The sequence below is a fragment of the Shewanella indica genome, from assembly GCF_033842865.1.
GTDB lineage: Bacteria > Pseudomonadota > Gammaproteobacteria > Enterobacterales > Shewanellaceae > Shewanella > Shewanella indica.
Window position 1 is genome coordinate 1521833 of the sequence record NZ_JAWXXR010000001.1, and the last position, 13688, is coordinate 1535520.

Annotated in this window: 11 protein-coding genes; 5 read left to right on the top strand and 6 right to left on the bottom strand. The window is 50.9% G+C overall.

Annotated elements, in window-relative coordinates; all coding sequences use genetic code 11:
- Positions 1–87: 87 nt before the first annotated feature.
- The 5 genes from mnmE to rpmH form a co-directional block, all read right to left on the bottom strand.
- Positions 88–1449, bottom strand: coding sequence for a tRNA uridine-5-carboxymethylaminomethyl(34) synthesis GTPase MnmE (gene mnmE / locus SIL79_RS07085; protein ID WP_071476697.1), 1362 nt, complete (start codon positions 1447–1449; stop codon positions 88–90).
- 81 nt (positions 1450–1530) lie between these two features.
- Positions 1531–3156 carry a membrane protein insertase YidC gene (gene yidC, locus SIL79_RS07090; RefSeq protein WP_039035677.1) on the bottom strand — a complete coding sequence of 542 codons (1626 nt, stop codon included), beginning with the start codon at positions 3154–3156 and terminating at the stop codon, positions 1531–1533.
- A 3-nt stretch (positions 3157–3159) separates the two neighbouring features.
- Positions 3160–3414, bottom strand: coding sequence for a membrane protein insertion efficiency factor YidD (gene yidD, locus SIL79_RS07095; RefSeq protein WP_081737191.1), 255 nt, complete (start codon positions 3412–3414; stop codon positions 3160–3162).
- Complete coding sequence (gene rnpA / locus SIL79_RS07100) at positions 3381–3737, bottom strand: ribonuclease P protein component (RefSeq protein WP_025889662.1); 357 nt, start codon at positions 3735–3737, stop codon at positions 3381–3383. Before rnpA ends, yidD begins: the two co-directional genes overlap by 34 nt.
- A gap of 18 nt (positions 3738–3755) precedes the next feature.
- Positions 3756–3893: a 50S ribosomal protein L34 gene (gene rpmH, locus SIL79_RS07105; protein ID WP_011758135.1), complete on the bottom strand. Its 138-nt coding sequence runs from the start codon at positions 3891–3893 to the stop codon at positions 3756–3758.
- A gap of 439 nt (positions 3894–4332) precedes the next feature.
- Here rpmH and dnaA point away from each other — a divergent pair, with 439 nt between their 5' ends.
- The 5 genes from dnaA to SIL79_RS07130 all read left to right on the top strand — a co-directional run bounded on the left by dnaA (position 4333) and on the right by SIL79_RS07130 (position 11556).
- Complete coding sequence (gene dnaA, locus SIL79_RS07110) at positions 4333–5721, top strand: chromosomal replication initiator protein DnaA (protein ID WP_039035678.1); 1389 nt, start codon at positions 4333–4335, stop codon at positions 5719–5721.
- Positions 5722–5736: 15 nt separating this feature from the next.
- A complete protein-coding gene (dnaN, locus tag SIL79_RS07115; protein ID WP_028780941.1) occupies positions 5737–6837 on the top strand; it encodes a DNA polymerase III subunit beta in 1101 nt (366 codons plus the stop codon).
- A gap of 19 nt (positions 6838–6856) precedes the next feature.
- Positions 6857–7939, top strand: coding sequence for a DNA replication/repair protein RecF (gene recF, locus SIL79_RS07120; RefSeq protein WP_039035679.1), 1083 nt, complete (start codon positions 6857–6859; stop codon positions 7937–7939).
- Positions 7940–7955: 16 nt separating this feature from the next.
- Positions 7956–10373, top strand: a complete 2418-nt coding sequence (gyrB, locus tag SIL79_RS07125; RefSeq protein ID WP_144362098.1) for a DNA topoisomerase (ATP-hydrolyzing) subunit B — start codon at positions 7956–7958, stop codon at positions 10371–10373.
- A gap of 130 nt (positions 10374–10503) precedes the next feature.
- Entirely contained in the window at positions 10504–11556 is a 1053-nt protein-coding gene (locus SIL79_RS07130; protein ID WP_319619089.1) for an HDOD domain-containing protein, read from the top strand.
- A gap of 55 nt (positions 11557–11611) precedes the next feature.
- Here SIL79_RS07130 and glyS read toward each other — a convergent pair whose 3' ends face one another.
- Positions 11612–13681, bottom strand: a complete 2070-nt coding sequence (gene glyS, locus SIL79_RS07135; protein WP_319619090.1) for a glycine--tRNA ligase subunit beta — start codon at positions 13679–13681, stop codon at positions 11612–11614.
- Positions 13682–13688: the final 7 nt, after the last annotated feature.

Genomic DNA, 13688 nt, shown 5'->3' on the forward strand with positions numbered 1-13688 from the left:
ATTTGGCAACAAACGGCAAATGACGTACTAATAAAATCAGTGGGTTATCTGCTATCGTTTGCTGTTATTTTCCGTTATTTGCCCGCTTTACTTCCCGATACAGAAGCTGGAAAAAATTCTCCCCAGCAGATCGTCCGAGGTGAATTGGCCGGTGATTTCGGCCAGAGCCTGTTGAGTCATGCGCAGTTCTTCGGCCAGCAGCTCACCTGCCTGATAGACTTCCAGCTGTACTTTGCCTTGCTGTAGATGTTCACCGGCGACTTCCAAGGCTTCCAGGTGACGGCGACGGGCGATAAAACCGCCTTCCAGGTTACTCTGATAGCCCATCAGGTTCTTGAGGTGCTGTTTCAGTGCATCGACCCCGAGCCCGGTTTTGGCTGAGATCCTAAAGACGTCATAGCCTTTCTCTTCGCCGGGGCTCAGTGACTCACCGGTCAGATCCGCCTTATTGCGTACCACAGTGACGCCGAGGTTTTCCGGCAGGCGATCAATAAAGTCCGGCCAGATTTCATGGGGATCAACGGCTTGGGTTTCTGTGCCATCTACCATAAACAGCACTCTGTCGGCGGTGGCGATTTCGGCCCAGGCTCTTTCTATGCCTATTTGTTCCACTGTGTCAGTAGTGTCGCGCAGGCCGGCGGTGTCTATGACATGCAGCGGCATGCCATCCAAGTGGATATGCTCCCGCAATACATCCCTTGTGGTGCCGGCTATTTCGGTGACAATCGCCGACTCTTTTCCCGCCAGGGCGTTGAGCAGACTGGACTTACCGGCGTTGGGGCGGCCGGCTATCACTACTTTCATCCCTTCGCGGATGATGGCGCCCTGTTTGGCACTGGCTTGTACCAAGTCCAGTTTATCTATGATGCGATAAAGGGCATTGGCAATCTTGCCATCAGAGAGGAAGTCTACCTCTTCATCTGGGAAGTCGATGGCGGCCTCGACATAGAGGCGCAGGTTGGTAACCTGTTCCACCAGCTCATGCACTTCGCGGGAAAACTCGCCCTGAAGTGATTGCAGGGCGCTCTTGGCGGCCTGTTCGCTGGTGGCATCGATGAGATCGGCTATCGCTTCTGCTTGGGTCAGATCCAGTTTGTCATTCATAAAGGCCTGTTCGCTGAATTCCCCCGGGCGTGCCAAGCGGAGTCCTTCGACTTCCAGGACTCTTTTGATCAGCATGTCCATGACGATTTGACCACCATGGCCCTGAAGTTCCAGCACATCTTCACCGGTAAAAGAATTGGGGCCTTTGAAGAACAGGGCTATACCCTGATCCAGCACTTCTCCCTGACTTCCCTTGAAGTCACAGTAATCGGCATATCTTGGCTTGGGCTGATGGCCCAGCAATGCCTGTGCAACGGCTTGGGCCTTGGGCCCCGAAACTCTGACTATGCCTACACCACCGCGGCCTGGAGCGGTGGCCTGCGCCACGATAGTATCTGTTGTCACTGCATTAACCCTTGAAAACGTATTTATAAAAAACAAAAGGCGACCCTTAGGCCGCCCTTGATCATTTGACCCGAAATCGGCTTATTTTAAGCCTTTTTTCTCCAGGCCGGCATAGATAATCTTCTGCTGGATAATGGCAACTATGTTACCCACCAACCAGTAGAGTACCAGACCGGATGGGAACCAGAGGAAGAATACGGTAAAGATGACCGGCATCCATTGCATCATCTTCTGCTGCATAGGATCCATGGTCGGTGCCATTGGCTGCATTTTTTGCATCAGGAACATGGAGACACCCATCAGCAGCGGCAGGATGTAGTAAGGATCCTGTACCGACAGATCGTCAATCCACAGCATGAATGGCGCATGGCGCAGTTCCACGCCTTCCATCAGTACCCAGTAAAGGGCAATAAAGATAGGCATTTGCAGCAAGATAGGCAGACAGCCACCCATAGGGTTCACTTTTTCCTTCTTGTACAGCTCCATCATGGCCTGGCCCATCTTCTGGCGATCATCACCGAATCTGTCCTTTAGCTCCTGCAGTTTTGGTTGCAGGTTACGCATCTTGGCCATAGAGGTGTATTGCGCCTTGGTCAGCGGGAATAGAATACCGCGCACCGTCAGGGTGATCAGTATGATGGCCACACCCCAGTTACCCACGATGGATTGGAAGAACATCAGCAGCTTGTAGATAGGCACTGCCAGCCACCAGAGGAAGCCATAATCCACAACCAGGTTAAGGGTGTCAGACAGCTCGGACAGGGCGGCCTGATCCTTTGGACCTACGTAGAAGTCGGCGCTCAGGGTCATTTCAGTGCCTGGGGCAACTGTCTTTTTCTCGCCCATGAAGCCAATGTTGGCGGTACCTGAACTATCTCTGGTAAATATGGTGTTGGTTTCATTCTTTGGTGGAACCCAGGCTGACACAAAGTAGTGTTGCAGCATGGCGGCCCAGCCACCTTCAGTCTTCTTCTCCAGGTTCTTTTCCTGGATATCTTCAAAGTTATACTTTTCGTAGCGGATATCGGCAGTTGAGAAGGCCGCACCACGATAAGTAGGCATCATCATGCTGCTGTCTGAAGGCTTGATGGTCTGTTTTATCTGACCGTACATCTGAACCTGCAGTGGCTCAGATGTGGTGTTGTCAATCTTGTAATCAACGTCTACGGCAAACTGGCCTTTGTGGAAGGTGTAGATCTTGGTGTACTTGGCGCCGTTTGCTGCTGTGTAACTCAATGGAACAGTCAGTGTGTCCTGACCATCGGCAAGAGTAAATTCTTTGGCGCTGGCTGAGTAGGTAGCACGGCCCTTGGTACTGTCTGTACCGCCGCTGCCCATCAGGCCACTCTGGGCTATGTATACAAACCCCGGCTTCTGTTCCAACAGGACGAAGGGCTCGTCTTTGTTCAGCTCCAGTTTATGAGAAACCAGAGCCGCATGAACAATGTCACCGCCGACAGGGTTGATCAGCACATCCAGTTGATCTGTGGTGACTCTGATAAGATCTTTGGACGCCACGGCTGTTTCTTCTGGCATGCCTGATTCGGCAACCGGAACGTCAGCGCTGTGAGTTGTCTCTTGAACGGAAGTGGCAACTGTATTTTCAGTTACAGCGGGTTTGGGTGCTTTATCGGTTTGCCATTGTTGCCACAGCAAGAAGCTGACAAACAGCAAGCCGATAAGCAGTAAATTGCGTTGAGATTCCATAGCCTATTTATTACACCTGTCATTTTTAGGGGGGACGGGATCACTGCCGCCCGGATGTAAAGGGTGACATTTTAATATGCGTTTGATTGCAAACCAACTCCCTTTAATCGTTCCGTGCACTCGCACCGCTTCTATGGCGTAGTGAGAGCAGGTTGGATTAAAGCGACAACGAGGCCCCAGCAGAGGGCTGATAAGGAGTTGGTAGGCTCTGATAGCCTTAATTATCAGCCATTGAAACGGCGACTGAGTTTGCGCCATAACTTTTCTACCAGCTTTCTGAGCTGTTCATTATCCATATCCAGCACACCGCCGCGCACCAGCACTACAATATCCAGTGGTGGCAAATCATGTTGATTGAGGCGGAAGCTATCCCGGATCACCCGCTTGATACGATTGCGTTGATTGGCTCTCTTTACATGGCGTTTGGCCACTGTGAGTCCCAGACGCGGATGTTGCATCTCATTGGGTACAGCAAGCAGGGTTATTTCAGCTGAGGAGGCTTTAATGGGGTTGGTAAATACGGTTTTGAATTGCGCGGGAGTTAGCAAGCGTAACTCCCGCGTAAAGGTGTAACGAGTCACCTAGTTGTCTACTCGCAATTAAGCAGACAGACGAGCGCGACCTTTGGCACGGCGACGAGCCAGTACCTTACGGCCGTTCGCTGTAGCCATACGAGCGCGGAAGCCGTGAGAACGCTTGCGCTTCAGGTTGCTAGGTTGAAAAGTACGTTTACTCATGATGGCAATCCGTCTTTGTTAGTGAATTTACCTTATCTCTGTTTGAGGTAAGGGCAAAAAAGAGGCCGAATTGTAATCACTTTAGTCAAGGCAGTCAACACGTGCAGCCCCTCTCAAGGTAATTTATCTCGGCATTTTCGCGATCTGTTGAGCAGAGGTCACCACAAGATGTGGATAACTCTGTGTACGGACACTACATCTTGTGGATCCATTAATATCTTGGCAGATCGGCGGGTGTTGATTATAGATCAGGGTGGATCGCTTTATAAAGCGGGATTTTAACCGTCTCGCCAAATAGCGGATCCTGGGGGATCGATCTGGATCCGACAGATCTGACTGTTGGGATCTGCCTGGGGATAATTACACTTAAAGGATAGCGATTATTCAGATCTCACTATAGAATACCCTCCTTTCGAGGCGATCTTTTGGGGATAAGTACGTGGCGGTTTCACTTTGGCAGCAATGTATCGGACGACTACAAGATGAGCTTTCTGCTCAACAATTCAGTATGTGGATCAGACCGTTACAAGCCGAAATGGATGGGGATACCCTGGTGCTCTATGCGCCCAACCGGTTCGTGCTTGACTGGGTTAGAGATAAATATCTCAACATTATCAATCAGTTTTTTACTGAGCATTTGGGCAATGATGCACCGAAACTCAGGTTTGATATTGGTAGCCGTCCGTCGGCCAAGCCCCAGGTACAGGCCCCAACTGCGACCAAGGCGTCTGTCAGCGCGCCCAAGAGTGCAGCCGGTAAAGGTGCAACCTTTAACACTGCTGCTGAACCGGCTGTAAACCACAGTTATCGCAGTAATATTAATCCCACTTACCAGTTTGACAACTTTGTTGAAGGTAAGTCTAACCAACTGGGTAAGGCGGCCGCATTGCAGGTGGCAGAAAACCCGGGTGGTGCCTATAACCCTCTGTTTTTGTATGGCGGTACCGGTCTGGGTAAGACTCACCTGTTGCACGCCGTAGGCAACGGCATTATCAAGAATAATCCCAACGCCAAAGTGGTTTATATGCATTCCGAGCGTTTTGTTCAAGACATGGTCAAAGCGCTGCAAAATAATGCCATTGAAGACTTCAAGCGTTACTACCGTAGCGTAGATGCCCTGTTTATTGATGACATTCAGTTCTTTGCCAATAAAGATAGATCCCAGGAAGAGTTTTTCCATACTTTTAATGCCTTGCTTGAGGGCAATCACCAGATCATTTTGACATCGGATCGTTATCCGAAAGAGATCGATGGTGTGGAAGATCGACTCAAGTCGCGCTTTGGCTGGGGTCTTACCGTGGCCATTGAGCCGCCGGAGCTGGAAACCCGGGTCGCCATTTTGATGCGCAAGGCGCAGGAGAGCGGGATCAACTTGCCGGATGAAGTGGCCTTCTTCATTGCCAAGCGTTTACGTTCCAACGTGCGTGAATTGGAAGGGGCATTGAACCGGGTTATCGCCAATGCCAACTTTACCGGTCGGCCAATAACCATTGATTTTGTGCGCGAAGCCTTGCGTGACCTCTTGGCTCTGCAGGAAAAATTAGTCACTATAGACAACATTCAGAAAACAGTGGCTGAATACTACAAGATCAAGATGGCCGATATGCTGTCCAAGCGCCGTTCCCGCAGTGTGGCGAGACCGAGGCAGATGGCCATGGCATTGTCTAAAGAATTAACCAATCAGAGCTTACCTGAGATAGGTGATGCCTTTGGTGGCCGTGACCATACAACTGTGCTGCATGCTTGCCGCAAGATTGCGCAGCTGCGGGAAGAGAGTCACGACATTAAAGAAGATTATGCCAACTTGATTAGAACCTTATCTTCTTAATCAGGGAACAGGACCATGAAATTTTCGATCGATAGGGATGCCCTATTAAAGCCGCTCCAGTTGGTCAGTGGCGCGGTGGAAAGACGCCATAACTTGCCCATTCTGGCAAACCTCCTGGTGGAAGTAAGCAATCACTCACTCAAGATGACGGGTACAGATCTTGAGGTGGAACTGGTCGGCAGTGCCGAGGTGAGTGGCGAAGTGCAGGAAGGTCGCACCACAGTGCCGGCCAAGAAACTGCTCGATATCGTCAAGTCACTGCCTGAGCAGAGCGAAATCAAAATCGAACAGCAGGAAAACAAGTGGCTGCTTCGCAGCGGTCGCAGCCGTTTCTCATTGGCGACGCTACCGGCAGAAGAATACCCCAATGTCGAGAGTTTCCAGCCTGCCATCGAATTTAGCCTCAAGCAGGGCACACTCAAGTCACTGATAGATGCTACTCAGTTTTCCATGGCCAACCAGGATGTGCGTTACTACCTCAACGGCTTGCTGCTGGAAACCGAGGGTAATGTACTGCGCGCCATTGCAACAGACGGCCACCGCTTGGCTCTGAGTCACAGAGAGATAGCAGCCTCTTTGCCGGAAAATCAGGTGATCGTGCCTCGTAAAGGGGTGATGGAGCTGGCTCGCCTGCTGGACAGTGAGGATCAGGATATCCATATTGCCATTGGTGATAACGCCATTCGTGCTACTACCGCCAGTGCCGTGTTCACCAGTAAGCTGGTGGACGGCCGCTTCCCGGATTATCGTCGGGTATTGCCCAAGGGTGGTGACAAGATAGTGCTGGCCAGTCGTAATCAGCTTAAACAAGCACTATTGCGGGCATCTATCCTGTCCAATGAGAAATTCCGCGGTGTCAGGGTGCAGCTGGAAAATGCGCTACTCAAGATTACCGCCAATAACCCGGAGCAGGAAGAAGCCGAAGAGATCATCGATGTGGATTATGCCGGTCAGCCGCTCGAAATTGGCTTTAACGTCTCTTATCTGCTGGATGTGCTCAATGGCCTCAAGGCCGACGAAGTCAGGATTACCCTCAGTGACGGTAACTCCAGTGCCTTGATTGAAAACCACGTCGAGGAAGACTCCATGTACGTGGTGATGCCGATGCGCCTCTAGGGGCGACTTTGGGCCTTAAATGAGTCTAACTCGTCTCAATATCCAAGCTTTTCGTAATATCGATTCAGCCCAACTGCTTCCCGGCACTGGGCTGAATCTTATTTACGGCCAAAATGGCAGTGGCAAAACCAGTGTCCTGGAGGCGATTTACTTTCTGGGGATGGGACGTTCATTTCGCAGTCATCTGTCTCAGAGGGTGATCAATAACCAACAGGATCAGTTGACCCTGTTTGCCAATTTGAACCTGCCCTCCGGTGACAGTAAGTTGGGACTGCGACGGTTTCGCAGCGGCGAAACCGAGGTCAGAATGGATGGCGAGAAGATAAAGCGCCTGTCTGTGCTGGCCGACACTCTTCCGATCCAGGTGATAACTCCAGAGAGCTTTTCGCTGCTGTTTGAAGGCCCTAAGGCCAGGCGTCAGTTTATCGACTGGGGCGCCTTTCATTGTGATCCGCAGTTTTATCAGGCTTGGGTTAATGTAAGAAGAATCCTTAAACAGCGTAATCAGTTACTTAAGGATGGTGCTGCCTATCAGCAAATCGCATTCTGGGACCGGGATTTTGTCCGTTACTCCGAGTTGGTCACTGAGATACGAAAGGCATATGTAGACTCGTTAAATGAACTACTTAAGGGTATAATCGGGGAGTTTCTACCACAGGTTGATATCAAGGTTTCTTTTACCCGTGGTTGGGATAGTAAAACTGAGTTTGCGGCCCTGTTGCAGGCGTCTTATTCCCGGGATCTATCCATGGGGCACACTGTCAGTGGCCCCCATAAAGCTGATTTGAGACTCAGAGTGGGTAATTTGCCTGCTCAGGATGCTTTGTCTCGTGGTCAGCTGAAGTTGTTGGTGTGTGCATTACGAATAGCACAGGGAAAGTTACTTAAACAACAAATAGATAAGAATAGTATCTATCTGGTCGACGATCTGCCGTCAGAGCTGGATGCGAAACACAGGAAGTTATTGCTGCGGCAGTTGAGCGAAACCGGGGCGCAAGTGTTTGTCACTGCGATTGACCCGGCGGCAATATCAGATTCATTAAGCACGCCCCCCAGCCGAATTTTTCAGGTGGAACAGGGGCGGGTAACGGTCATTGAATAACCGATGAGAGAATAATATGTCAGAGAACAGTTACGATTCTTCGAGTATTAAGGTCCTTAAGGGCCTTGATGCGGTACGTAAAAGACCTGGGATGTATATTGGTGATACCGACGATGGCACGGGTCTGCATCACATGGTATTCGAAGTCGTCGATAACTCTATCGATGAAGCTTTGGCGGGCCACTGCAGTGACATAGTGATCACCATTCATGTTGATGGTTCTGTCTCTGTAAAAGATGATGGTCGTGGTATTCCGGTTGCCATTCACCCTGAAGAAGGAGTATCGGCAGCTCAGGTTATTATGACAGTGCTGCACGCCGGCGGTAAGTTCGATGACAACTCCTATAAAGTTTCCGGTGGTTTGCACGGTGTGGGTGTATCCGTGGTTAACGCACTGTCGGAAAAACTGCAACTGACTATTCGCCGCGATGGCAAGGTTTATGAGCAGTTTTACAAACATGGTGAGCCGCAAGAGCCTATCAAGGAAATCGGTGAAGCGACTAAGACAGGTACTGAAATTCGTTTCTGGCCCAGCCATGAAACCTTTACTGATACCGAGTTTCATTATGAGCTGCTGGCCAAACGTATTCGCGAGCTGTCATTCCTGAACTCCGGCGTGGGTATTCGTCTGGTTGACGAGCGCGACAACAAAGATGAATTATTCCATTATGAGGGCGGTATCAAGGCCTTCGTAGAATACCTGAACCGCAACAAGACTCCGGTGAATAAGGATGTTTTCCATTTTTCTCAAGAGCGGGAAGATGGCATTACTGTCGAAGTGGCAATGCAGTGGAATGACGGTTTTCAGGAAAGCATTTTCTGTTTTACCAACAACATTCCCCAGCGTGATGGTGGTACTCACTTGGCAGGTTTCCGGGCGGCATTGACCCGTAACCTGAACAACTACATGGAGAAGGAAGGCTTCAACAAGAAGGGCAAGACCAACGCCACAGGTGACGATGCCCGTGAAGGTCTGACCGCGGTGGTATCTGTGAAGGTTCCGGATCCCAAGTTCAGCTCCCAGACCAAAGACAAGCTGGTTTCCAGTGAGGTCAAAGGCGCCGTGGAACAGACCATGGGTGAGAAGCTGAATGACTATCTGCTGGAAAACCCAGCCGATGCCAAGATGATTGTTGGCAAGATTATCGATGCTGCCCGCGCCCGTGAAGCGGCCCGAAAAGCGCGCGAGATGACCCGCCGTAAAGGTGCTTTGGATTTAGGTGGTTTGCCGGGTAAATTGGCAGACTGTCAGGAAAAAGACCCAGGTCTTTCTGAAATCTACATAGTGGAGGGTGATTCGGCCGGCGGTAGTGCCAAACAGGGCCGAAACAGAAAGAACCAGGCTATTTTGCCACTCAAGGGTAAAATTCTTAACGTAGAGAAGGCTCGCTTCGACAAGATGCTGTCTTCTCAGGAAGTGGCCACTCTTATCACCGCCCTTGGCTGTGGTATCGGCCGTGATGAATATGATCCGGACAAGACCCGTTACCACTACATCATCATCATGACGGATGCTGACGTCGACGGCTCGCACATTCGTACGCTGCTGTTGACCTTCTTTTTCCGTCAGATGCCAGAGCTGATCGAACGTGGCTTTGTTTATATTGCTCAACCTCCTTTGTTCAAAGTGAAAAAAGGCAAGCAGGAGCAATATCTGAAAGATGAACCGGCATTGACTGAATACTTGACCACTCAGGCTTTGGATGGCGGCAGCATCTATCCATCCAAGGATGCACCGGCTATGTCTGGTGAAGGCCTGGAGCGTCTGGTTTACCAATATCGTGAAGTGGAAGCCATCATTGAGCGCTTGGAAAAACGTTATCCAACCAATGTGACCAACCGCATGCTGTATCGTCCACGGGTGACAGCCGAAATGTTGGCCGACGAAGCCGCTATGACCACTTGGTGCAACGGGCTGCTGCAGGATCTTGAAGATGAAGAGAACGGCGGCGTGATCTACAAGATGGAAACTGTGCTGGATCCTGAGCGTAAGGTGTATCTGCCGCAGCTCATTGTGCGCAAACACGGCATAGATACCCATTATCTGTTTGGTTATGACTTCTTCCATTCCAGCGATTATGAGCGCATTGCCAAGCTGGGTGAGCAGATCTGTGATCTGATTGAAGACGGTGGCTATGTTAAACGCGGTGAGAGGGTTAAAGAGGTCAGCAGTTTTGTTGAAGCTCTTGACTGGCTGATAGCCGAGTCCAAGCGCGGTCTCTATATCCAGCGCTATAAAGGACTGGGTGAAATGAACCCTGAGCAGCTATGGGAAACCACCATGGATCCAGAGAGCCGTCGCATGTTGCAGGTTACCATTGAAGATGCGATTGCCGCTGATCAGCTGTTTACCACTCTGATGGGCGATCAGGTTGAGCCAAGACGCGACTTTATTGAGGCCAACGCCCTCAACGTGGCTAACCTCGACATTTAATCAAACTGCTTATTATCTTTAAAAGGAAGGCTTCTGGCCTTCCTTTTTTATTGGATGTTCGCCGCGTTTACTTTGTTAAATAGCGATTATACTGAACCATCTTGGGTGGAATAATTGCGCAGGAAATCAATTGATAAGACTCTTCAGGAAACTGTTTAATCTCAGGGAAAAGGTTGAAGTAGAGCGACCGAAAAGCTTCAACGAAGCCCCGCCCAATATCAAGCATGAGCGGAAAACCTTGAGCCGCTCCCGGGAGACAGCCACCGAGAGCGATGAGTTGGTGACCGCCGTTGATGCTACGGCGCTATTTTACAGTTTACTGTTCTCCGTCAGCAGTCAAAATAGCGGTGGCGTAGCCAATAAACTCGAAAAGCGGGTCATGAGCGACATTGAGCTGGCTCTGGCCTCACCGCAGCAGATTGCCGATTCTGTATTGCAGATCCCTGGCCGAATGCTGGAGCTGGACAGTAAACTCAGCGATCCTGAATTTGATAATCAGGATATAGTCGCGCTTATTCAACAAGATCCCGTGTTGAGTGCCGAGGTGATCCGCATCTGTAACTCGGCGGCTTTTCGCCGCAACGAGCGGCAGATAACCAGTCTTCAGCAGGCTTTGGTTCAACTGGGCAGCAACAGGTTGAGACGGATAGTGACCACCTGCATGATGAAAGAGATGATAGATATCAAACCCATCTACTTTCGCCGCTTTGGGGCCCATTTGTGGCGCCATTCACTGCAGGTGGCTTTCCTGGCCGGAGAATTGGAAACCGAAGAACCTGATACTGCTTTTATGGTGGGGCTGCTGCACGATGTTGGCAAGATAGCTATCTTCAAACTACTGCTCGATGCCTTTATTCAAGCCGAGCCTGGTGAGCAGCCCAAGTCCTGGCTGTTCCGTCAGGTGATGACGGCGCGCTCCCTGTCATTGAGTAGTCTGCTGGTGAGTTGTTGGCAGTTGCCCAAGGCATTTGAGACTGTATTGCAACCTTTGGCCAATGTCGGTGCCAAGCCGGAAAATCGTTTAAGCCAGCTGATTTGGCAAGCCAATCTGCTCAGTGAATGTTCTATGCTGGTGGAAGAGGATAAGTTGCCTCCGGAATTGCTGGACGCCTTGTTGAAAGAAGCCAATATCAGCCGGGGAATGTTTGAACAATGGCACCAGCAACTGATTGAAATAAAATGAAAAAAACGCGCTTTTCGGCGCGTTTTTTATCGGTTTGCCATTACAGCAACAGCCATCACTGCAACAGTGATATGTCGGCCACCCGCAGGAACTGATTTCGCAGTTGATTCAGCAGTGCCAGACGATTACGACGCAGCGCTTCATCGTCGGCCATTACCATCACATCTTCAAAGAAGGTATCTACCGGCTCTTTCAGCGTCGACAGCAGGGTCAATCCCTGTTGATACTCCCCTTTGGCAAATAAGGGGTCAAGTTGTGGCTGAAGTGAGCTCAGAACTTGATTCAGGGCTTTCTCGGCATCTTCCTGCAGCAGAGTCATATCGACTTCGCTTGGCAATTCACCTTCAACCTTGGCAAGAATGTTGGAAACCCGCTTGTTGGCAGCGGCCAGAGAGGCAGCCTGCTCCAGGCTGCGGAAATGGCTGACGGCCTGGATACGGCTGTCAAAGTCGGCCGGACGAGTTGGTCTACGGGCCAGAACCGCCAGAATCACATCGGTACTGATGCCTTTATCCTGATACCAGGCGCGGAAACGGCCCATCAGGAATTCCAGCACCTCTTCGGCGCAGTTCTGATTGCTGAGGTTGCTGCCGTGGGCCTTGATGGCGTAGGCAATCAGCTCGACCAGATCCAGTGGCAGTTTGTTCTCAACAATGATCCTCAGTACACCTATGGCCGCGCGGCGCAGGGCAAAGGGGTCGGCAGCGCCTTTAGGAGCCTGGCCGATACCGAATATCCCGCTCAGGGTATCCAGCTTCTCTGCCAGTGCAACAGCGCAGGATACCGGCGCTGTGGGCACAGTATCACCGGAGAACTTGGGCTTGTACTGTTCTTCCAATGCCTGGGCAACCGCTTCGGTTTCGCCTTCGAGGCGCGCGTAATGCATACCCATGGTGCCTTGAGTGTCGGTAAATTCCATGACCATATTGGTCATCAAATCGGCCTTGGACAACAGACCGGCACGCTTGGCATCGGCTTGGTTGGCATCGATTTTGGCCGCAATGGCTTCGGCCACACAGGAGATACGCTCCACTCTGTCTTTAAGGGTGCCCAATTGCTTCTGGAATACCACGGTTTCCAGGCTGGTAATGCGGGACTCGAGTGATTGCTTTTTATCTGTGTTAAAGAAGAATTCGGCATCGGCCAGGCGAGGGCGGACAACTTTCTCATTTCCGGCAATGATTTGCGCCGGATCTTTGGACTCAATATTGGTCACAAAGATGAAGTTGGGCATCAGTTTATTGTTGCCATCAAATACCGGGAAGTATTTCTGATCGCCTTTCATTGTGTAGACCAGGGCTTCAGCGGGTACCTGCAAAAACTTCTCTTCGAAAGCCGCTGTCAGTACCACAGGCCATTCAACCAAGGAGGCGACTTCTTCAAGCAGTTCATCGGCGATATCGGCACGGCCACCCAACTTGGCAGCGGCTTTTTCTGCGTCTGTCTTGATGATATCTATTCTGGCCTGATAGTCGGCAATCACCTTACCGCGCTCTTTCAAGCTGCTGAGATAGTTGTCGGCATGATCCAGCTCGAAGCTGGCTTCACCCATAAAGCGGTGACCTCGAATGGTACGCGCTGAATTGATACCCAGCAGCTCACCGGCTACCAGCTTGTCGCCCAGTAGTATAGTAACTGTGTGCACGGGGCGGATAAATTGAGTCTTGTTGCTGCCCCAGCGCATAGGCTTGGGGATCGGCAGCTTGTCCAGAGCGTGTTGAGCCATGGACGGGATCAGGCTTTCAGTGGTCACACCTTCAACCTTGGCTCGGTGCAGCAGCCATTCACCCTTGTCTGTCACCAGACGCTCGGCTTCGGCAACGCTGATACCATTGCCGCGGGCCCAGCCTTCGGCGGCCTTGGTTGGCTTGCCTTCGGCATCAAAGGCCGAGCTGACCGCTGGGCCTCTTTTCTCAACCACTTTATCCTGTTGTGCCAGAGCCAGTTGCTCTATGTAGAGCGCCAAGCGGCGCGGAGCGGCATACCAGTGTGCCTTGCTATAGCTGAGTTCGGCCTTGTCCAGTTCTTCGCAGAAGTTGTTTACAAAAGATTCTGCCAGAGTGCGTAGGGCTTTTGGTGGCAGCTCTTCTGTACCTATCTCTATGAGTAAGTTGTCAAAATTCATTAGTTCT

Coding starts and splice junctions, on each gene's coding strand:
- glyS (WP_319619090.1), bottom strand. CDS start 13,681: ATGAATTTTGACAACTTACTCATAGAGATAGGTACAGAAGAGCTGCCA.
- recF (WP_039035679.1), top strand. CDS start 6,857: ATGAGTCTAACTCGTCTCAATATCCAAGCTTTTCGTAATATCGATTCA.
- gyrB (WP_144362098.1), top strand. CDS start 7,956: ATGTCAGAGAACAGTTACGATTCTTCGAGTATTAAGGTCCTTAAGGGC.
- yidD (WP_081737191.1), bottom strand. CDS start 3,414: ATGGCGCAAACTCAGTCGCCGTTTCAATGGCTGATAATTAAGGCTATC.
- rpmH (WP_011758135.1), bottom strand. CDS start 3,893: ATGAGTAAACGTACTTTTCAACCTAGCAACCTGAAGCGCAAGCGTTCT.
- yidC (WP_039035677.1), bottom strand. CDS start 3,156: ATGGAATCTCAACGCAATTTACTGCTTATCGGCTTGCTGTTTGTCAGC.
- dnaN (WP_028780941.1), top strand. CDS start 5,737: ATGAAATTTTCGATCGATAGGGATGCCCTATTAAAGCCGCTCCAGTTG.